The following is a 21,428-nucleotide window of genomic DNA, read 5'->3' on the forward strand; positions in this document are numbered from 1 at the left end:
GTTTGTAATGAAAGTTTCTCACAAGATCTCCCTCATGATTGCCATCGCAATCCTTGGATTATTCAGTTTGATCGGTCTCAGCTACAACAGTATCGACAAAGTATTTGATGCCACCAATATGTCAAATGTGAACTCTATTCCGAGTATTAATAGCTTAAATGAAGTGATGAAACGGTTTAGTCAATTACGTGTGCGCGTCTATCGGCATGTTTTGAATACCGATGCAAATGCGATGACCGGGATTGAGCAAGCGATCAATGATGCCAAGCAAGGTGTAGAAAGCGGACTAACCAAGTATGGCAATGAATATGTGGCTGATGCAAAAGATAAAGAGTTATTGGATAGGGTTCGTAAAGGTTACGAAGCTTATTTACCGGGTGTGAGTGAGGTCATTAAGTTTTCAAGAGATGGCAAGCAGAAAGAAGCCTTGGCTGTGTTGACTTCAAATGCAAAAGTGGCTGAAGACTTAAACAATGCAATCGACGAACATATGGCTTATAACCAGGCACTAGCTAAATCTTCTGCCGAAAATGCGTTGGAAATCAAGGCGACTGCGATTAAAACGGGCTTAATTATAGGTGGCTTGATTTCACTGTCTGTCTTGGCACTGGCATTTTTCATCATTCGGTCCATCACACGCCCCCTTAACAATGCAGTGATTTCTGCCAATGCCATTGCCAATGGTGATTTAACGCAAACCGTTGAAGTGACCTCCAATGATGAAATCGGCCAGATGATGGCCTCCATGAAAACCATGTCTCAAAAAATCAGCACGGTGATTAACGAGATCAAGGCCTCTGCTGACAACATTGCCAGTGCCTCCGAGCAAGTGAGTGCGACCGCACAAAGCATTAGCCAGGCGACCAATGAACAAGCCGCTTCAGTAGAAGAGACCTCTGCTTCTGTAGAGCAGATGAGTGCTTCCATCAACCAAAACGCTGAAAACTCTAAAGTGACCGATGGCATTGCCGGTCAAGCGGCTAAAGACGCCAACGAAGGTGGGGCTGCGGTAAAAGACACTGTGATTGCGATGAAGAGCATCGCTGACAAGATCAGCATTATTGATGACATTGCCTATCAGACCAACCTGCTGGCCCTGAATGCTGCGATTGAAGCCGCGCGAGCAGGTGAGCATGGCAAAGGCTTTGCGGTGGTGGCAGCCGAAGTGCGCAAGCTGGCTGAGCGTAGCCAGGTGGCCGCGCAAGAGATTGGTGAAGTGGCTAAGAATTCCGTGGGTCTGGCTGAGCGTGCCGGTGACTTGCTGGATGAGATCGTGCCTAGCATCAACAAAACCAGTGATCTGGTACAAGAGATTTATGCCGCGAGTGAAGAGCAAAGCAGTGGAGCCTTGCAGATTACGGCTGCGATGAATCAACTGAGCCAGGTGACCCAGCAAAATGCCAGCTCCAGTGAAGAACTGGCGGCGACCGCTGAAGAGATGAGCGGCCAGGCCGAGCAACTGCAACAACTGATTGGATTCTTCAAGGTGGGGGTAGATGATCATCTGGTCTCGGCAGCCACTAAAAAGGTGATCAAAAAAGTCTCTAAACCAACGATTGGTCATGTGACTGGTGCCAAGTCAACTAACGACTATGCAACTCAAGTCGATGAAGCACAGTTCGTAAAATTCTAAGGAATATTGATTGTCGACATTCGCAGCAGCCTACAGGCGAGATTGCGAGAACTGCCGACAACTGTGAAAGGAAAAGTCATGAGTGAACTGAGTGTGGCAGAGCCACCAAAAACTCGGCAAGTATTACTAGAGAATACGATTCAGCAATACCTGACCTTCGTTCTCGGGCGCGAGACGTTTGCCCTCAATATTCTCAATATTAAAGAGATTATTGAATATGGTCAGCTCACTGAAGTGCCCAAAATGCCAGCGTTTATCCGTGGAGTGATTAATTTACGCGGGGCGGTAGTACCGGTGATTGATATGGCTGCGCGTTTTGATAAGCCCAGCGCAGAAATTACCCGTAAAACCTGCATTGTGATTATTGAAGTTGCACATGCAGAAGGCACGCAGGTGGTGGGGGTGATGGTGGATGCCGTGAATGAGGTGGTGGATATCGAGTCTGCCAACATTGAGCCAGCGCCAAGTTTTGGTGCCAATATCCGTGCGGATTTTATTGAGGGCATGGGCAAAATTGATGGCAAGTTTGTGATTATTTTGAATGTGAACAGTGTGTTGTCGGTAGATGAAATTGCCACCTTGGCCAGTGATATGCAAAAGCATCACTAAATGTTGAAAAGGAATATGAAATGAAGATGACCGTTGCGAAAAAGATGATACTGCTGATCGGCACAGCCGTATTCGGCCTGATTTTAATTGCATCTATGGCGCAGTATTACCTGGATCAGGTTTACAACAAAACCAACTACCTTAATATCAATACAGTGCCAAGCATTATCGTGCTGGATGAGATGTCCAAAGCTTATTCCGATATGCAAGAAACGGTTTACCAGCATATCGTCAATACGGATGACGCCACCATGACGCAGCTTGATCGAGTGATCTTGGAGTATCGAGCCAAGTTGGATGAAGGCGTTAAAAAGTATGAAGCTGAAAATATCACGGACGATAAAGATCGTGGCCTGATTGAAGGGATTAAGTCTGAGCTGAGAAGTTACGATACAGTGCGTGAGCGTGTATTGTCGCTCTCACGTGCCAACAAAATTGACGAGGCACGTAAGGCTGTCTTCGCTGCGAAAGATGACTTCCTGAAAGTTTCACAAGCGATTGAAGCGGATAGAAAGTACAACGTGGAAATTGGTCAAAAGGCATCAAAAGACGCCTCTGACACACAGGCAACGGCTTTACTGCTTTCCCGCACAATCGCCTTGGCAGTCATCGTGCTAGCAGCCACTATAGGCTTCTTTATTACCCGTAACCTTCTCAAGCAATTAGGCGGTGAACCTGATTATGCAGCCTCTGTGGTTAAAACAGTGGCAGCAGGCGATTACACCATTCAAGTAGAAACCAAGCCAGGTGACACTAACAGTCTGTTGTACTCCATGAAGCAAATGGTCGAACAATTGCTGGCTCAAATTGGTGGTGAGCCCGCCTATGCCGCAGGCATTGTGAAACGTGTGGCTGAAGGCGATTTAACCGTTAAGACAGATTTACGTCCAGGCGATACAACCAGTATTTTGTTTGCCATCGATGGTATGGTGAACCGCCTGACAGGCATTATTTCTGAAGTCCGAGGTTCTGCTGACAACATTGCCAGTGCTTCGGAGCAAGTGAGTGCCACCGCACAAAGCATCAGCCAGGCGACCAATGAACAAGCCGCTTCAGTAGAAGAGACCTCTGCCTCCGTTGAGCAGATGAGCGCTTCGATTAACCAGAATACCGAAAACTCCAAAGTGACCGATGGCATTGCTGGCAAGGCATCTAAAGATGCCAATGAAGGTGGGGCTGCGGTAAAAGACACTGTGATTGCGATGAAGAGCATTGCTGACAAGATCAGCATTATTGATGACATTGCCTACCAGACTAACTTGCTGGCCCTGAACGCTGCGATTGAAGCCGCGCGAGCAGGTGAGCATGGCAAAGGCTTTGCGGTGGTAGCGGCCGAAGTGCGCAAGCTGGCAGAACGTAGCCAGGTGGCCGCGCAAGAGATTGGTGAAGTGGCGAAAAACTCCGTGGGTCTGGCTGAGCGTGCCGGTGACTTGCTGGATGAGATCGTGCCCAGCATCAACAAAACCAGTGATCTGGTACAAGAGATTTATGCCGCCAGTGAAGAGCAAAGCAGTGGAGCCTTGCAGATTACGGCTGCGATGAATCAACTGAGCCAGGTGACCCAGCAAAATGCCAGCTCCAGTGAAGAACTGGCGGCGACCGCTGAAGAGATGAGCGGCCAGGCCGAGCAACTGCAACAACTGATCTCCTACTTTAAAGTGGGTTCAGAAGAGACTGCTTTTGCCTCTTCAGTGAAAAAGAGCGTTAAAAAAGTGACCACGCCAGCCAGTAGCAAGTCAGCACTTCATGTAGCGACAGCGGCCGATATTGATGAGTCACAGTTTGTGAAGTTTTAACTTGAGTGGGATCTGTGTGGCTTGTGCCGGGAAGCATAGGTCACACGGCCAGTCGGCCAGAGGTTTGTCAAATCACATGTGATCAATTTTGGGGGAAAGCATTATGTCTATCTTGAACTACAGGGCAGTCAATAAAAGTCGTATTCAAATTGCGCAGCAATATTTAATGCAATTGGCGAAGGGGCAATTGAATCAAGCCATTGATTTAAGCGTTCAAGATGAATTAACCCCCTTATTCCTGCAGATTTCTGAGTTGCAACAGCAGTTGGCGCAGAAGCAGCAATCGCTGGATGCTTTTACGCATGAGCTAAATCATATGTCCAAAGAGCATGACGCAGGTGACATTGATGTCGTCATGAATGCAGACAAGTTTCAGGGCGAGTTCAAGACCATGGCTGTGGGGGTGAATACCATGGTCGGTGGCCATATTGCCGTGAAGAAAAAGGCCATGGCGGTGATCAAGGCCTTTGGTGAAGGCAACTTTGATGCGCCTATGGAGCAACTGCCTGGCAAAAAAGCGTTTATTAACGACACCATCGAAAACATGCGTAGCAACCTCAAGGGCTTTATTGCGGACATGAACCATATGTCCAAAGAGCACGACGCCGGTGACATTGATGTGGCGATGAACACAGACAAGTTCCAAGGCGACTTCAAGACCATGGCGCTTGGGGTTAACAATATGGTGGGCGGCCATATTGCCGTGAAGAAAAAGGCTATGACGGTGATCAAGGCCTTTGGTGAAGGTAACTTTGATGCGCCGATGGAACAGTTGCCAGGCAAGAAGGCCTTTATCAATGACACCATCGAAAACATGCGTAGCAACCTCAAGGGCTTTATTGCGGACATGAGTCACATGTCCAAAGAGCACGACGCGGGCGATATTGATGTGGTGATGAATGCAGACAAATTCCAGGGCGACTTCAAGACCATGGCGGTCGGCGTGAACACTATGGTTGGTGGCCACATTGCCGTGAAGAAAAAGGCCATGGCAGTGATCAAGGCCTTTGGTGAAGGTAACTTTGATGCGCCTATGGAGCAATTGCCTGGTAAAAAGGCGTTCATCAATGACACCATCGAAAGCATGCGTAGCAACCTCAAGGGCTTTATTGCGGACATGAACCATATGTCCAAAGAGCATGATGCGGGTGATATTGATGTGGTCATCGATGCAGACAAATTCCAGGGTGACTTCAAGAGCATGGCAGTCGGTGTGAACACCATGGTGGGCGGCCACATTGCGGTGAAGAAAAAAGCCATGGCGGTGATCAAGGAGTTTGGTGAAGGTAACTTTGACGCGCCTATGGAGCAGTTGCCAGGCAAGAAAGCCTTTATCAATGACACCATAGAGATGGTCCGCAGCAATATGAAAGCCATGTCGCGTGAAATTAACCTGCTGATTGAGGCGGCTTCACAAGGAAATTTGACCATACGTGCAGATTCCAGTTTGTATAAAGGCGATTACCGCAAGATGGTGCAAGGCCTCAATGACATGCTGGATAACATAGTCAATCCGCTGGTAGAAGTGATGGCATTGATGAAAGAGGTCGAGCAGGGTGATTTGACCCAACGCATTGACAATGAATACCAAGGCCAGCTTGAAGAGTTGAAGCTGTCCGTGGTCAATACGGTAGAGCGCTTGATGCAAGTGATTGTAGAGGTCAGGGGTTCTGCAGACAACATAGCCAGTGCTTCTGAGCAAGTGAGCGCCACCGCACAAAGCATCAGCCAGGCGACCAATGAACAAGCCGCTTCTGTCGAAGAAACCTCTGCTTCAGTGGAGCAAATGAGTGCTTCGATTAACCAGAATACCGAGAACTCCAAAGTGACCGATGGCATTGCCGGTAAAGCGGCCAAAGACGCCAACGAAGGCGGGGCGGCGGTGAAAGATACCGTGATTGCCATGAAGAGCATCGCTGACAAGATCAGCATTATTGATGACATTGCCTACCAGACCAACCTGCTGGCTTTGAACGCTGCGATTGAGGCGGCACGTGCAGGCGAGCATGGTAAAGGCTTTGCCGTGGTGGCAGCAGAGGTGCGCAAACTGGCGGAACGTAGCCAGGTGGCGGCGCAAGAGATTGGTGAAGTGGCCAAGAACTCTGTGAGCCTGGCAGAGCGTGCCGGTGACTTGCTGGATGAGATCGTGCCTAGCATCAACAAAACCAGTGATCTGGTACAAGAGATTTCTGCCGCAAGTGAAGAGCAAAGCAGTGGTGCAGAGCAAATCACTGCAGCCATGAACCAATTAAGCCAGGCAACCCAGCAAAACGCCAGCTCCAGTGAAGAACTGGCGGCGACGGCCGAAGAGATGAGCGGCCAGGCCGAGCAACTGCAACAGTTGATCGCTTTCTTTAAAGTGAGTGGTGAGCATCACGTGCTCAAGGGGGCAGACAAGCCAAAAGCAAAATCACAGGGCAGTAAGCCTACGGTGAGCAAATCTTTCAATAGCCCAGTGATACAAACGCCTAAAACCGGCACCTTTGGTGGCGGCATTGATGAGGAGCAGTTCGTGAGGTTTTAAGTCGTCACGGCGACGTACAGTGTCGCGTGATTGTGATGCGCTTGAAACCAACAACGAGAGGATAGAAAAATGAGTGAATTGGTAATTGCAAGAGGTGAACAGCATCAGTTAAACGGTTTTTCTGATGCCATGCAGCAGTATTTGACGTTTGTCCTCGGACGAGAGGTGTTTGCGATCAATATCCTGAATGTGAAGGAAATTATCGAGTATGGGCAGTTGACTGAAGTGCCCAAAATGCCTGCGTTTATACGAGGTGTGATTAACTTGCGCGGGGCCGTAGTGCCTGTGATTGACATGGCGGCACGTTTCGACAAGCCGACGGCGGAGATCACACGTAAAACCTGTATTGTGATCATTGAGGTTGCACATGCGACGGGAACGCAAGTGGTGGGCATGATGGTGGATGCCGTCAATGAAGTGGTGGATATCGAGGCGGGCAATATTGAGCCAGCGCCAAGTTTTGGTGCCAATATCCGCGCAGATTTTATTGAAGGCATGGGCAAGATAGAGGGTAAGTTCATTATTTTACTCAACGTTAACAAGGTACTTTCTGTCGATGAAGTGTCTAGCCTGGCGACTGGCTCGACCTTGGCCAGTGAGTCCGCAGCGAGTTAAGTAGTGAAGGGGTAGCACATGGATCAGATTGAATCATTGACAGTAAAAGAATTTGGCTTGTTTAAAAGCTTTATTTACGCACAAGCCGGTATTGCCCTGTCAGACGTTAAAAAACCGCTGGTCAGTGGCAGGCTTAGCAAACGCTTGCATTTTTATCAACTCAATTCGTTTACGCAGTATTACAAATTGATCAATGATCCCGCCAATGCAAAAGAAAAGCAGATTGCGATTGATTTGCTCACCACCAACGAAACGCATTTTTTCAGAGAGCCCAAACACTTTGACTTCTTTAAAGAAGTGATTCTGCCCAAGCGTAGCAAAGGCAAGCCTTTCCGGGTCTGGAGTGCGGCTTGCTCGTCAGGCGAAGAGCCCTATACGATTGCCATGTTGCTCGATGAACATTTGGGCAAAGAGCCCTGGGAAATCGTCGCCTCAGACTTAAGCACCAAGGTCTTGCAGCAGGCGCAAAGCGGTTGTTACAACATGCAGCGTGCCTCCGAGATCCCCAGACCTTATCTGACTAAATATTGCCTGAAAGGCACCGGCGATCACGATGGTGAGCTGCTGATTGTGAAAGAGCTCCGCCAACGCATCAAATTCTTGCAGGTCAATCTCACCAAGCCTTTTCCTGATCTGGGCCAGTTTGATGTGATTTTTTTGCGTAACGTGATGATTTACTTTGATGTCGAGACTAAGCGACAGATTACTGATCAAATGTTGCCTTTGCTCAAGAATGACGGGTACTTCATGATCAGTCATTCCGAGAGCTTGAATGGCGTCACTGAGAAATTTGTCTCTGAAGCGCCTTCTATTTATAAAAAAACTGCTAATTAGTTGTTATGTTGATGCGTACCCAGCCTGCCTTGAGTTTTGGATTGTTGGATAAGAAGCCTGAAGAGGTTTTTGAGGTTTTTTTGCAGCCTGGCGAGTGGTATTGGGGCGATGCAGACACCAGAATTCGTACTATTCTGGGCTCCTGTGTGGCAGTCACGATCTGGCATCCGGCAAAACAGATGGGGGGCATGTGCCATATCCTGTTGCCGCAACGCCATGTTTCACATAAAGAAAAAAATGAAACTGCTGCTGGCAAGTCAGGCAAGTATGCAGATGAAGCGATTGCCTTGATGATGGAAGAAATGGCCAAGTGCAAGATTCGACCACAAGACTGCCAGGTGAAAGTATTCGGCGGCAGCAATATGTTCCCGAAATTGCAGATCAATCAAAAAAACCATATTGGTGACCGTAACCTGCATGCCGTTCTGATGCTTCTGGCAGAGTATGGTTTTCATGTGCATGCCAATCATTACGGTGGCGAGGACTCACGCTATATTATTTTTGATATCTGGAGTGGGTTTGCCTGGGTGAAAAGCAAGGTTTAACGAGAATATTAATTATGAAAAAAATCAGGGTCATGATTGTGGATGATTCAGCAGTGGTCAGAAAAGTCCTTGCTGAGAAAATTTCAAAATCTTCAGAGATTGAGGTCATCTCTGCAGCGGCAGATCCCATTTTTGCCATGGATAAAATGATGAAAGATTGGCCGGATGTGGTGATTCTGGATGTGGAGATGCCCAGAATGGACGGCATCACCTTTCTCAAGAAAATCATGTCGCAGCGCCCCACGCCGGTCATTATCTGTTCGACACTGACCGAGAAGGGCGCCGAAACCACCATTCAGGCGCTGGCGGCCGGGGCGGTGAGTATCGTGACCAAGCCCAAGGCGGGCTTGAAAGATTTTTTAGAAGATGATGCCAATGACATTATCAATGTGATCAAAGTCGCGGCAAAAGCCAATCTGAAAAGAATCTCGCATGCTGAGCCTGTGGCCAAGGTCGCCCCTAAACTGACGGCGGATGCGGTACTCGCTGCGACGAATCGTGCCATGGCGCAAACCACGGAGGGGATAGTGGCAATTGGGACCTCAACAGGCGGTACGCAAGCACTGGAGGCCGTGTTGACTTCATTACCACGTGTTTGTCCTGGCATGGTGATCGTGCAGCATATGCCCGAAAACTTTACTGCAGCATTTGCCAAAAGACTGAATGAACTGTGCGAGATTGAGGTCAAGGAAGCCGCCCATGGCGACCGCGTGATTGCCGGTCGCGCTTTGATTGCGCCTGGTGGTAAGCACATGCTGCTTAAACGCAGTGGTGCTCAATACCATGTTGACGTGATTGATGGCCCGCTCGTCAGTCGCCATCGCCCTTCGGTCAATGTGCTCTTCCGTTCGGTTGCCCAGCAGGCGGGTAAAAATGCTCTGGGCATCATTATGACGGGCATGGGGGATGATGGCGCCCAAGGTCTCAAAGAAATGCGAGAGGTGGGCGCAAAAACGCTTGGTCAAGATGAAAGAAGTTGCGTTGTATACGGAATGCCTAAAGAAGCAAACAAGCTGGGAGCCGTTGAACGGGAGGTTTCTCTGGCAAAAATTCCACAAGAGATCGTAATGTATGGTAGTGGGCGATAAGGTGAAAGCGCTGATTGTAGATTCTTCCAAGTCAACAAGAAAAATATTGTCATCTTTGTTGAAGAAATACGAGATTGAGGTTGAAGAGGCTGCAAGTCCTTTACAGGCAATCGAGTTATTAGACGGGCAGCATGTTGATTTGCTTTTGTTTTCTTACCATCATAAATCCATGAATGGGATAGAATTTTTTAAAGCATTGCCTCCCAAAACACGTAGCAGCTGCGTGAGTTTGTTGGTCGCATCAAATGCCATTCACCAAATTGCGCATGAATCTATTGAGGTGGGAATTACAGCCTGCTTTAGTAAATTAAATATCTCCTCTTTAGATACATTCATTCAGAACTTTGCACAGTCTAAACGCAATAAACTCCAAGGTCGGGTGTTGCTCATTGAAGATAGTCCGTCTCTTTCTCAAGTCTATGGCGAGCGATTAGCGAGCATCGGGCTTGATTGCGAATTTTGTGTCGATGCTGAAGGCGCGATTCAGCGCATCAGCGACAACACTTACGATTTGGTGATTACAGACTTTAGCTTAGCCGGGATAGGCGATGGATTCTCCGTGATTAGCGCAATAAGAAATTCTCATGATGCGGCTAAGTCACGTATTCCGATATTGGCTATTTCAGGCTTAAATAGTCCTGCACGGCGAACACAATTGCTCCTCAATGGTGCAAATGACTTTTACTCAAAAGACTCGTCTCTGGAAGAGTTTGAAATCAGGGTCAAGCATTTGCTGGAGAGCTATCAACTATTGCTCACATATGAGATGCAATATCAAACCATGCAATCACTGGCAACGCATGATGCATTGACCAAGTTATATAACAGACATTATTTGCGTGATGTACAGCAGCAAGTCATTTCTGAAGCCTATATGTCTTCCAAACCATTGGCGCTAATCGTAGCAGATGTTGATTTTTTTAAACAGATCAACGATACCTATGGCCATAAGATTGGCGATGAGGTATTAGCTGCGGCCGGTGCTTTATTTGCAAATTTCTTTGCGAATGAACTGTGTTTTCGTATTGGTGGGGAAGAGTTTTTAGTGATTTTGAAAAATACAACAACGTTAGCGGCCAGTCAGTATGCACAAGGCTTTTGCGACTACTTTGCGAATCAACATTTATCTGGTTTGAATGTCACGATCAGTGCTGGTGTTGCCTCGTATGAGTATGGAGACGATTTCGAACATCTCTTTGCGCGTGCGGATGATGCGTTAAGCAAAGCTAAACTTTCAGGTCGAAATCAGGTGGTACTTGATCAGTCCTTGAATATGTTGTCGCTGATGGCCTGATGAGTGAGATCTGATCATCGCTTAATTTATAACTTATGATGGGGCGTTACCGTGCGTGTATTTAGTTATGTCATCGTTTTGATTTCTCTCATTTTTTCAAGTCTTGCTCGGGCAGAAGTTGAAGAAGACGGCCGTTATTGGCTCAATATTTATGCGCAAGGTAAATTGCCGGTAGAGAATTTATACTGGAGCATGGACACGCATCCGCGCTGGCGTGATGAGGGTAAGCATTTTGATACGCTGATTCTGCGCCCGTCCATTTTTTACAAGGTGACACCCAAGGCCAGTGTCTGGTTGGGTTATGACACGATTATCAATCATCCGGCAGGCGCCTCGGCCTATCAGGAAAACCGCTTGTGGCAGCAGTTTTCTTACCAGTTTGACCCGATTGGCGGCGTGAGCTTGAGCAGCCGTTCCAGGCTGGAAAACCGTGAGCGCGAGGACTTTAGCCAGCATGCCTATCGCTGGCGGCAAATGGTGCGCGCCAGTCTGCCTTCGAGCTTGAATCCGCAATTATCCTGGGTGGTGTATGACGAGTTGTTTATCAACTTTAACGATACACACTGGGGTCCGCGCAAAGGGTTTGACCAGAACCGCCTGTTTCTGGGCGTGAACTGGAAATTCAGCGACTTTAGCAATGCAGATATCGGCTATCTGAACCAATTTATAAATACCAAAACCGTAGACCGTGAGAATCATGTCCTCATGACGGCGATCCGTTTTAATTTTTAGCGGAATCTGTCGTTAAATGCATATGAACTTAAGTAAGATTGTTTCGACTCTGTTGGTGTTGACCAGTAGTTTGCCACTGTCTGTCAAGGCGGAGGAGACGCCGGTAGCGGTGTCCTCACCCTTGAGCTTGAGTGGCTACCTCGAGACCTACTATGTGCGTGATTTTAATGATCCGCCCAACCATAAACGGCCCGACTTTATCTATAGCCATAACCGGGCCAATGATTTGAGCATCAATCTGGCCATGGTCAAGGCCAGTTTGAATACGCAACGTGTGCGCGGCAATCTGGCGCTGGCTTCAGGCAGTTATATGCGCGCCAATTACGCTGCCGAGCCCAAAGAGTTGCAACATATTTTTGAAGCCAATGTGGGTGTCAAGCTTTCTGACAAACACGATCTCTGGCTGGATGCCGGGGTGATGCCCTCGCACCTGGGTTTTGAAAGTGCGATCGGCACCGAGAACTGGACGCTGACGCGGAGCTTGATGGCAGAGAGTTCGCCTTATTTTGAAACAGGGGCCAAACTCAGTTATACCTCAGCCGATGGCAAGTGGATGGCGAGTGGCCTGGTGTTGAGTGGTTGGCAGCGCATCCGTGCACCGCAAGGCAACACAACACCGTCCATCGGCCATCAGCTCACCTATAAACCGAATGATCGGGTGACGCTCAATAGCAGCTCGTTTATTGGCAATGACAAATCTGACCGTGCGCGCCAGATGCGTTATTTTCATGACTTTTATGGCATCTTTAAGCTGGATGAGCAGTGGAGCCTGATTACCGCGTTTGATATTGGCGCCGAAGAAAAACCGCCAGGAGAGGGCGACGGCTACAATGTGTGGCTGGCGCCGGCCGTACTGGCCAAGTATCAGTATTCCAGCCAGTTCAGTGTTACCGGGCGCGTGGAATACTATCAGGACAGACAGGGTGTGATTATCAACACCGGCACCCCCAACGGTTTTAAAACCATGGGCTACTCGGTGAATGCCGATTATAAAGTGTGCCCGCGTGTCACTGTGCGTGCTGAGCTGCGTCAGTTGCAAAGCAGGGATGATATTTTTAATGAGTCGGGCCGTCGCCAGACTGATCAGAGCTTGATCGCAGCGACGGCGATTGCTATTCAGTTTTAATCAAGCCCATACTGAGGGCCAGGCAAGAGCGATGCGATGCAAACAAGGGTTTGCTTGTATGGCTCTACCCCAAAAATGTCAGTGTGTATGAGTTCATCTAAGGAAGCAGTTATGAATGCAGCGACACAAAATAACAGTGCAGACAGTGCAAGCGCAAAACAGACAGCGGGCGAATACCTGACTTTTATTCTCGGCAACGAGCAATACGGGATTGATATCCTCAAAGTACAGGAGATCCGCGGCTATGATCCGGTGACCCATATTGCCAATATGCCTGCCTTTATCAAAGGCGTGGTCAACCTGCGCGGCAAAATTGTGCCTATCGTGGATTTGCGTATTAAGTTTGATCTGGGCGAGGTGGTCTATAACGAATTCACGGTCGTCATTATTCTGAACCTCAGTGGTCGCGTCGTCGGCATCGTTGTCGATGGCGTATCGGATGTGCGGGAGTTGTACGAAGAGAATCTGCGTGAAATGCCGACACTGGTGACACGGATTAACACCAACTATGTGATTGGTCTGGCAACAGTTGAGAGTGAAATGATTATTCTGGTGGACATCGAGCGGTTGATGGCCAGTGATGAAATGGAGTTGATGGATAAGCCCGCCGAATAAATCCGCCGCTGCCAAACAAAAAAATAAACCTGCGCAAGCAGGTTTATTTTTTTGTGGCTACCCAGGCTTACTTTTTAACCGTCTCGCTAGGGTTGTGATACCTGGCCAGCCAATGTGCATACGGGGCTGGCAACACCCAGGCGGCCTGATCTTGACCCAGTGCCTTGGCCGCAAAATAAGGCCAATGCGGATTTTCAAGGTGCGCGCGGCCGATCATGGCCAGATCCAGTTGCTCGTTGCGGATGGCGCCATCCGCCAGGGTAGGGGCACCAAAGCCCCAGGCGGAAGACACCGGAATCCCGGCTTCTTGACGCACGCGCTGTGCAATCGGTGCCAGAAAAGCGGGTCCCCAGGGAATATTGGTTTCAGGGATGGTAAAGCCGACACTCACACTCAGCATATCCAGGCCACGGTCGCGCCAGGCTTTCACCAGCTGGATAGACTCATTCAAGGTTTCTTCATCTTTGCCATCATACTCAATCACGCCAAAGCGGGCTGTCAGTGGCAGATGCTCCGGCCAGACGGCGCGAATGGCTTCCAGGGTCTCAATGGTAAACCGTGAGCGGTTTTCAAAACTACCGCCATATTGGTCGGTACGCTGGTTAGAGTGCGCCGAGGTAAAGCTTTGGCCCAGGTAACCATGCGCAAAGTGGATTTCCAGCCATTCAAAACCAGCGGCCAGTGCACGTTTGGCCGCAGCCACAAAGTCATTTTGTACGCGGGCAATATCTGCAAGCGTCATGGCTTGGGGGACACGCGGCAAGCCACCGCCAAAGGCCAGGGCAGAAGGTGCAATCGGTTGCCAGGCACGCGGATCACTTTCGGCCATATGGTCATCGCCCTCCCAGGGTTTGTTGGCACTGGCTTTGCGGCCGGCATGCGCAATCTGGATGCCGGGGACTGCGCCTGCAGCTTTGATGGCCGCCGCAATCTTACGCAATTGCTCTGCTTGCGCATTATTCCAGATGCCCAGACACCCAGGTGTAATGCGGCCTTCAGGTGCTACGCCGGTCGCCTCCACAATCACCAGGCCACTGCCACCGCGGGCCAGTGTCGCGTAATGCGCCTGGTGCCAGTCGTTGGCGACGCCATCTTCGGCCATGTACTGGCACATGGGCGGCACCGCAATGCGGTTTCTTAAGGTCACTGCTTTTAACTGGAAACGAGAAAACAAATCAGCCATAAAACGTCCTTTAACAAATGTGTGTTGCAGAATGGGTTTAAATTCCATTGTTCGAATATAATCGAACAATGGAATAATATCAAGAGGTATGATAAATTCAGACCATGCGACAAATTAAACATCCCAGCATAGAACAGGTCGAACTCACCGACCTCATGTATGCCTTGTCTGACCCAACCCGGCTAGAAATTGTCGGGCGACTGGCGGTGGCTGGCCGAAAGATGACCTGCGGCGAGTTTGACTTGAATCGGCCTAAATCCAGCCTGTCTCACCACTTTAAAATTCTGCGTGCGGCCGGCCTGGTAGAAACTCTCATTGAGGGGACAGAGCATATGAATGCGTTGCGTCTGGAAGAAATTGAGCAGAAGTTTCCCGGTGTCCTCAAGTCTGTGTTGCAATCCTTGCGTCCAGCAGGGGTGCCGGCATCCGAATAAACATGTGCCTGAAAACGGGCACACTAACGCAAGCGCTTGTGATGTCCTAGCGTTGTTGCCCCAGTCTGAAACTGAAAGCGTGAAGTGAACCTGATCAAAACGTATTTGATGGCCACCCTGGCTGCCATCCTCTGGGGCGCCAATTTCAATCTGGCAAAACCGGTGCTGGCTGAAATGAGCCCTTATCTGGCCGGTGCCAGCCGCTATACGATTGCGGCGATTGTCATGATCCTGATTGCCCGGTTTTCACAGGCGGTAATTCCCTTACGTGAGTGGAAGGCCTACTTGACGCTGGGGATTGTGGGTGTCTTTGGTTTTAACTTGTTTTTCTTTTTGGGCATGGCACATTCCTCGGCGATTAATGGCGCTTTGATCATGGCTTTAAACCCGCTTCTGACCGCGATCTTAAGCTATTTCATCCTCGGTGAGCGGCCCAAGCTGGCGCAGCTGCTGGCTTTCCCGGTGGGCATTGCTGGCGTCGCCATTGTGGTGCTGGGGGCAGGGGCCGAGTGGACGATTGCGACGGGTGACCTGTATATCATGATTGCATCGCTCAACTGGGCGGTTTATAACGTGTTGGTGAAGAAAATGATGCCTAAGCAGGTGAGCGGGATTGCCAGCACTGCCGGCATCATGACCGTGGGGGCGCTGGCATTGAGCCTGGCTGCGGCATGCAACGGTAGCCCGTTGGTGATGCCAACGGCACATGCCGGGTTGGCCTTGTTGATTATGGCACTCGGCGGCGGCGTCCTGGCTTACCTGTTCTGGAATGCCAGCATTAAACATTTAGGCCCTGCCAAAGCAGCGATTTTCATGAACCTGATTCCAGTCACCACCATGGTGATTGCCGCTTTTGAGCACGTTCTACCTACGCAGGGGCAATTGTTTGGTGCCGTGCTGGTGATCAGCGCCGTCAGTTTTAGCGCGCTCTCAGGGGCAAAAGCCCGTTAAGATTCACAGCAAACTTAAGGTTGATCTTATCACCACGGCCAATGTGAGCCCGCTCATGTTCCCGTCATGCGCATGAGAGTATCTTCCTCTTCTTCAGGCTCGGTCGACTTCCAGCTATGGGGTGTATGGTCGGGTTGATCCAGTTTGAAGCGTTGGACGGACTGGCTCAGCTGGTTAGCCTGATCCAGTAATGATTCTGCTGCCGCGGCGGCTTCTTCGACCAGTGCCGCATTTTGCTGCGTGGCTTCGTCTATGTGGGTGATTGCCTGATTCACTTGTTCTATGCCTTTGCTTTGCTCAAACGAGGCTTCACTGATGTCTCGCATGATTTCAGAGACTTTTTTCACTGAACTGACCACCTCTTCCATGGTTTTACCAGCAAGGTCTACCTGTTTGACTGCATCGTAGGTGTTATTGACCGAGGTGCTAATCAAGCCATTGATTTCTTTTGCAGCGACGGATGAGCGCTGTGCCAGTGCGCCGACCTCATTCGCCACCACGGCAAAGCCTCGGCCCTGTTCGCCGGCGCGCGCCGCTTCTACGGCTGCGTTCAAGGCCAGGATATTTGTTTGGAAGGCGATGCCATCAATCACGGCAATGATGTCTTCAATCTGGCGTGCACTTTCATTCATTGCATTCATGCTGGCAATGGCCTCGCGTACAACCTGGCCGCCGTTTTCAGCCACGTTTGATGCTGTCAGCGCCAGTTGGTTGGCTTCTTGAGCATTCTCTGCATTATGTTTGACGATAGAAGCGAATTGCTCCATGCTGGCGGCGGTTTCTTCAAGGCTCGCTGCCTGGTCTTCCGTCCGGCGCGAAAGTTGGTTATTGCCACTGGCGATCTCACTGGCTGCAGTATCAATCGCTTCAACTGCCTGTCGTACGGCTTTAATCGGTTCAACAATCAGGTCCAGCGTCTGGTTGACGCCTGCAATGACTTTACGGAAATCACCAGCATGTTTCATTTCGTCAGCCCGCACCTGGATACGTCCTTCCTTGGCCGCTTGTGCCAATAGCGCAGAGTCCTCGAGCAGTTGATTAATCGCCTGGATGCAAGTATTCAGGTTGTTTTTTATTTCGTTGAAATCGCCGTAATACGGGGCGGTAATCTCGGCAGGAATGTCGCCATGCGCGATCCGCGCGACATAGCTGGCCGCCATATTCAGCGGCACAATCACCGCATCCAGCGTGTGATTCACGCCCTCAATAATTTTTCTAAAATCACCATTATGTTTATTCGCATCCGCCCGTGTAGACAGCTCGCCTTTGACGGCGGCCTGTGACAGGTGATTGGCATCCATAATCAGCGCATTGACGGCATCAATGCACTGGTTAAGGTTATTTTTAATGGTGTTGAAATCGCCATGGTAAGTGTCCGTGATTTTAGGTGGAATGTGGCCTTTGGCAATATGATCCACATATTCTGCAGCGACATTGAGTGGAGAAATGACCGCATCCAGCGTATGGTTCACGCCCTCAACAATTTTGCGGAAATCGCCTTCATGTTTGCTGGCATCTGCACGCGTAGACAAGCGTCCGGCAACCGCCGCCTCTGACAACATATTGGCGTCCGTAATCAGCGCATTCACGGCATCAATGCAATGATTAAGATTATCTTTAATGGCATTGAAATCGCCATGATACGTTGCAGTAATCTTGTCAGGGATATTGCCTTTGGAGATATCTGCCACATAGCTCGCCGCCACATTTAACGGCACAATCACACCATCCAGCGTCTGGTTAAAGCCCTCGACCAAGCGCTTGAACTCGCCATTAAAGGCTGCCGTCTCTGCACGCGTAGACAATTGCCCTTCAATCGCTGCTTTCGCCAGGCGGTTGGTTTCCGTTGAGAGTTTGCTCAGCGTGCGTTGGAGTACCTGCATGGAGTGCGCGACACTGGTTTCATCGCCAACAGGCAATGCAATGTGCGCTGAAAAGTCACCATCAGAAAAACGGCCAGCCAACTCTGACAACTCAACAGGATCCATACCCAAACGTTTTTTAACCGTGCTGACGATGAAATAGCCTAAGCCGCTGGCAAACGCGATCAGCAGCAACACCATCACATAATTGGCGATCTCACCCTTGGAAATGACTTGCGCTGTTTCAGCTTCCAGCGTTTGCGCTGTCTTGTTTGTGTAGATGACCACTTGATCAACAATTGTTCGATGGGCCTCGTAGGCAGCGTTTAACTCGTGCAATGCAGACTCAATCTGCTTTTTATCCTGCGCATTCAGCGCAGGGATAAATTTGTGATCGTATATTGCAAAAAAAGCCTGGCCTGAGGCATACAGCTGTTCAGCCATCAAATGCTTGATCTCGGGGTTATTAAGTTTCTTCTCCCAGTAAGCATGGCGTTTTTCAAACTCGGCCCTAAGGACGCTGACTTTTTGCTGCAGGGGGCCCGCGGATGATGCATTCATGGCGACGCTTTGCAGAATCAGTTGCCAGGTTTCAATCAGGTATTCCGGTGGGGGTAATACGTCAGCGACCAGATCCTTCTGGTCTATGATCTTGTTGTATTGCTTCCCATTAATCGCCACTGTTTTATTGGACTGCATATTCAAAAATACGAACAGGCAAACAGCCAGCAGGATAGTCGTCAAAACGCTGACTATCAAGGTAGACAGCTTGAGACGTGCAATTTGCATGAAAAAAGTCCTCTTTAGTAATATTTACACGCTATGAGTCTGCTATTAAACCTTTAAGTCGTTGGTGAGTATGTGCCAATAAAAACCGATTCATACGCTTAAATGATTGATTTTTATGAATATAATTATCGTGGATATTTATTTATGTTAATTTATTCTGGATGCTGACCTCTGCATGCGATGGCATATGTCGATAGCGGCCTTAAGGCCGGATGAGGCGGTTGCATGCCAATATCCGTCAATGGCAATGGCTGGATGACGGGTTAAAACAGCGTGTTCTCGGCGGACATCGTGGTTTGCAAATAGGTACAGATCGCTTGCAATAGGGTCGGATTCGCATGATGTTTATGCCAGTAAACGCCAATCGAGCGACCAATCGCCGGTAAGGCAAAGGGGATATAGTGCACATCATGATCCTCATGGTTGATGGCTGTGCCAGGAATCACGGCCAGCCCCAAACCATGTTTGACCATCATCCTGAGCGCTTCAAAGCTCACCGCCTTGAAATCATCATCTTTGTCCAAATGCTGCCGGGCAAAATTGGCATCAAAATGCTCCAGAATTTGCCGGTAATGCGACTGATCCTCCACCAGAAACAGCAGGGCTTGCTGGTTTAAATCACTGAGTTGCAGGCTTTTGCATGAGGCATAGGCATGATGGCTGGGTACCACTACGTACAACGGGTCATCCAGCAGTTTGATGCCCGTCAGACTGGCATGCGTGACCGGCAATGGCAGCAAGGCAAAATCAATTTCCTGATTCACCAATAAATCGATGAGCACATCCACATCTTCTTCCACATGTTGCACTTTAAATGGCTTGAACTGCTGTTTTAGATGGAAGATGTATTGCAGTGGCAGGGCATGGCCAAGAGACGGAAAACTGCCAAAGGTGAGCTTGGCAGAGGCATGCTGCCTGGCTTCACGAGCAATGTGAACAATCTGGTTTGCATGCTCGATCACCTGCGTGGCCGCCTCAATAATCTTTTCTCCCACAGGCGTGACGCGTACAAAATGCGTGCCTCTTTCAAAGATCTCCACCTCCAGATAGTTTTCCAGCTTTCTGATCTGATTGCTCAAAGTGGGCTGCGTGGTTGCACAATGTTCAGCCGCCTTGCTAAAGTTTTTATATTCAGAGACGGCTAATAAATACTTCAAATCACGTAAGTTCATGGCTTATCGGTCCTTGGCTGAGTGTGGGGTCAGAGGCGCTGGCAGGCAATCTTTTCCACCTTGGTCAAAACAAATCGTGGGGGCATGCATCTCATCATTCCGGTGGCGGCGCAGGGTCAGGCCCTGGCTTGGGCAAGACAGGCGGATAGGGTTGCGGCGGACAGGAAATCCGAACCGAATGTTGACGCAACAAGGTCTGTGGTGTGTGAACTGGTGTCAATTTCAAGAGACTTGTCCCAAGCTTGGTTTCAATATCAGGACAAAGCGTATGGTCGTGTCTACACCCCCCGTCCCGGGTTCGTGTAGACATCATCAGCACTGGGCGGTTGAGGAAGTATTTACTCGCGACTCCCAAGGAGGAATGTCATCTCCTATGGGGTTTGATATTAGATGGGCATCAATCTATCGTCAAGGGAATCTCCTCCCTATTTAAGGCTTTGTAAGCTCGCCGTAAGACGCCAAAGGTTCCATTGTTTGTTTGAATAAATCCATTCAAACAAACAATTTCATTTCCTCCCAGACTCCGCGTAAATTTCACCTCACAACGTATTGTTGTTTATCACTAGGAGTCAAAAATGAAACTGTTATCTACCCTTGTTCTTTTGTCTTTTTCAGTCGCTGGTTTTGCGGCCGATAACTCAAACGCCACAGATTTGAACGCGGTTGAAACGATGCTGCATACCAAGTTTGAATCGAGCCAGGCCAGCGCACAAAGTGCATCTGACTATAGCCTCAGCCAGAATCCCTTTATCGAGCAAGTGATGGAAAATAATGTGCAGTCACAGCATCAAGTGGCTGCTGCCCATGAACACCACGGCTAACCCATGGGGAATGATTGCCTCATCCCCGCATAATGCGCGACGACAGTGACTGGCACTGCCGTTCGTGCGCAAACAAATCACCATCATCCATCAGGGCTGATGGTGATGGTGTTTTAGGGTGTTAATCACTCACCAGCGCTTTAGCCACCAGTTGTTCAATTTCATTGGTGATGTCGGTCATGACGCTGGCGACCACGGCAAACTCCTTGCCGGCGTCGCCAGACCGTGCGGCGATGACCTGCGCGTTAAAGGAAACAATCTTGGCTTCTTTGGCGATCTTCTGGATGCTGCTCATCAGGTTTTCCTGCTTTTTGCGTCTGAGCAGTTCGCAGTGTTTGGATTCATTTTCGTACGTGACCGTAATCTGGTTGAGGACGGCCACGATCAAGCTGGCCTCTTCGCCCAGCAAGGGGATCATGGCTGCAGGCAGACCCTGATTACTTTCGCAGGCGCTAATCGCCTGTTGGCAATGTTGAATAAATTGCCGGATGTTGGCCTCGTTATCTTCCGGGCCAAACAATACTTTTTCCAGCGCGGCAAAATAAACACCGGGATACTCATGGTTGCCTTTGACCAGAAGTGTATGTGTCTGGCTAAACAAGGCCAACGCCTCTTTGGCTTGCGCCAGTGCTTCAGGCTGGTGTGCACTCAACAGGATATTGAGCGCAATGCGTTGCGATAGCATGCGCTGGCGGCCAGAGAGGTTGATCAGCGCCACCATGCGGTCACTATTCAGGATGGTGTGCTGGCCGGGTTTATCGGTCTTTTTCATGGCGTGCATGGTTCTGTCCTCTGAGTCACCCTG

19 protein-coding genes and 1 riboswitch are annotated in these 21,428 nt (G+C 49.4%); of the genes, 15 read left to right on the forward strand and 4 right to left on the reverse strand.

Features of this window, described 5'->3' with window-relative positions:
- Positions 1-7: 7 nt before the first annotated feature.
- The 12 genes from Q9292_RS00885 (at position 8) to Q9292_RS00940 (ending at position 13,411) form a co-directional block, all read left to right on the forward strand.
- Entirely contained in the window at positions 8-1,633 is a 1,626-nt protein-coding gene (locus Q9292_RS00885) for a methyl-accepting chemotaxis protein (protein ID WP_313983611.1), read from the forward strand.
- Between the two features lie 78 nt (positions 1,634-1,711).
- On the forward strand, positions 1,712-2,242 hold the full coding sequence (locus Q9292_RS00890; protein WP_194747255.1) for a chemotaxis protein CheW: 531 nt from the start codon (positions 1,712-1,714) through the stop codon (positions 2,240-2,242).
- Positions 2,243-2,262: 20 nt separating this feature from the next.
- Positions 2,263-4,038, forward strand: coding sequence for a methyl-accepting chemotaxis protein (locus tag Q9292_RS00895; protein WP_313983615.1), 1,776 nt, complete (start codon positions 2,263-2,265; stop codon positions 4,036-4,038).
- Between the two features lie 103 nt (positions 4,039-4,141).
- A complete protein-coding gene (locus tag Q9292_RS00900) occupies positions 4,142-6,562 on the forward strand; it encodes a methyl-accepting chemotaxis protein (protein WP_409934459.1) in 2,421 nt (806 codons plus the stop codon).
- Positions 6,563-6,631: 69 nt separating this feature from the next.
- Positions 6,632-7,177: a chemotaxis protein CheW gene (locus Q9292_RS00905; protein WP_194747252.1), complete on the forward strand. Its 546-nt coding sequence runs from the start codon at positions 6,632-6,634 to the stop codon at positions 7,175-7,177.
- Between the two features lie 18 nt (positions 7,178-7,195).
- Positions 7,196-8,011 (forward strand): protein-glutamate O-methyltransferase CheR, encoded by an 816-nt coding sequence (locus Q9292_RS00910; protein ID WP_313983621.1) that lies wholly within the window; start codon positions 7,196-7,198, stop codon positions 8,009-8,011.
- A 5-nt stretch (positions 8,012-8,016) separates the two neighbouring features.
- Positions 8,017-8,556, forward strand: coding sequence for a chemotaxis protein CheD (locus tag Q9292_RS00915; RefSeq protein WP_313983623.1), 540 nt, complete (start codon positions 8,017-8,019; stop codon positions 8,554-8,556).
- Between the two features lie 14 nt (positions 8,557-8,570).
- Positions 8,571-9,644, forward strand: a complete 1,074-nt coding sequence (locus Q9292_RS00920; RefSeq protein ID WP_194747249.1) for a chemotaxis response regulator protein-glutamate methylesterase — start codon at positions 8,571-8,573, stop codon at positions 9,642-9,644.
- A complete protein-coding gene (locus Q9292_RS00925) occupies positions 9,628-10,938 on the forward strand; it encodes a diguanylate cyclase (protein WP_313983626.1) in 1,311 nt (436 codons plus the stop codon). Before Q9292_RS00920 ends, Q9292_RS00925 begins: the two co-directional genes overlap by 17 nt.
- Before the next feature lie 51 nt (positions 10,939-10,989).
- The gene (locus Q9292_RS00930) at positions 10,990-11,670 is read left to right on the forward strand and encodes a DUF2490 domain-containing protein (protein WP_313983628.1); all 681 of its coding nucleotides are present in this window, start codon (positions 10,990-10,992) and stop codon (positions 11,668-11,670) included.
- 16 nt (positions 11,671-11,686) lie between these two features.
- Complete coding sequence (locus tag Q9292_RS00935) at positions 11,687-12,796, forward strand: porin (protein WP_313983631.1); 1,110 nt, start codon at positions 11,687-11,689, stop codon at positions 12,794-12,796.
- A 111-nt stretch (positions 12,797-12,907) separates the two neighbouring features.
- Complete coding sequence (locus Q9292_RS00940) at positions 12,908-13,411, forward strand: chemotaxis protein CheW (RefSeq protein ID WP_194747246.1); 504 nt, start codon at positions 12,908-12,910, stop codon at positions 13,409-13,411.
- A 67-nt stretch (positions 13,412-13,478) separates the two neighbouring features.
- On the opposite strand, the gene Q9292_RS00945 is transcribed toward Q9292_RS00940, so the two are convergent.
- The gene (locus tag Q9292_RS00945) at positions 13,479-14,594 is read right to left on the reverse strand and encodes an NADH:flavin oxidoreductase/NADH oxidase (RefSeq protein WP_313983634.1); all 1,116 of its coding nucleotides are present in this window, start codon (positions 14,592-14,594) and stop codon (positions 13,479-13,481) included.
- Positions 14,595-14,698: 104 nt separating this feature from the next.
- On the opposite strand from Q9292_RS00945, the gene Q9292_RS00950 reads away from it, so the two are divergent.
- The gene (locus Q9292_RS00950; protein WP_275357032.1) at positions 14,699-15,028 is read left to right on the forward strand and encodes an ArsR/SmtB family transcription factor; all 330 of its coding nucleotides are present in this window, start codon (positions 14,699-14,701) and stop codon (positions 15,026-15,028) included.
- Between the two features lie 84 nt (positions 15,029-15,112).
- Positions 15,113-15,979 (forward strand): DMT family transporter, encoded by an 867-nt coding sequence (locus Q9292_RS00955; protein ID WP_313983639.1) that lies wholly within the window; start codon positions 15,113-15,115, stop codon positions 15,977-15,979.
- A gap of 53 nt (positions 15,980-16,032) precedes the next feature.
- Here Q9292_RS00955 and Q9292_RS00960 read toward each other — a convergent pair whose 3' ends face one another.
- Together Q9292_RS00960 and Q9292_RS00965 are read right to left on the reverse strand one after the other, a co-directional pair.
- Complete coding sequence (locus Q9292_RS00960; RefSeq protein WP_313983641.1) at positions 16,033-18,630, reverse strand: methyl-accepting chemotaxis protein; 2,598 nt, start codon at positions 18,628-18,630, stop codon at positions 16,033-16,035.
- A gap of 263 nt (positions 18,631-18,893) precedes the next feature.
- Positions 18,894-19,802, reverse strand: coding sequence for a LysR family transcriptional regulator (locus Q9292_RS00965; protein WP_313983644.1), 909 nt, complete (start codon positions 19,800-19,802; stop codon positions 18,894-18,896).
- A 296-nt stretch (positions 19,803-20,098) separates the two neighbouring features.
- Positions 20,099-20,183, reverse strand: a riboswitch (Fluoride riboswitch).
- A gap of 194 nt (positions 20,184-20,377) precedes the next feature.
- Here Q9292_RS00965 and Q9292_RS00970 point away from each other — a divergent pair.
- The gene (locus Q9292_RS00970; RefSeq protein WP_313983647.1) at positions 20,378-20,623 is read left to right on the forward strand and encodes a hypothetical protein; all 246 of its coding nucleotides are present in this window, start codon (positions 20,378-20,380) and stop codon (positions 20,621-20,623) included.
- Positions 20,624-20,744: 121 nt separating this feature from the next.
- Here Q9292_RS00970 and Q9292_RS00975 read toward each other — a convergent pair whose 3' ends face one another.
- Positions 20,745-21,404 carry a type IV pili methyl-accepting chemotaxis transducer N-terminal domain-containing protein gene (locus Q9292_RS00975; protein WP_313983649.1) on the reverse strand — a complete coding sequence of 220 codons (660 nt, stop codon included), beginning with the start codon at positions 21,402-21,404 and terminating at the stop codon, positions 20,745-20,747.
- Positions 21,405-21,428: the final 24 nt, after the last annotated feature.

The organism is Methylophilus sp. VKM B-3414, from assembly GCF_032248435.1.
Classification (GTDB): Bacteria; Pseudomonadota; Gammaproteobacteria; order Burkholderiales; family Methylophilaceae; genus Methylophilus; species Methylophilus glucosoxydans.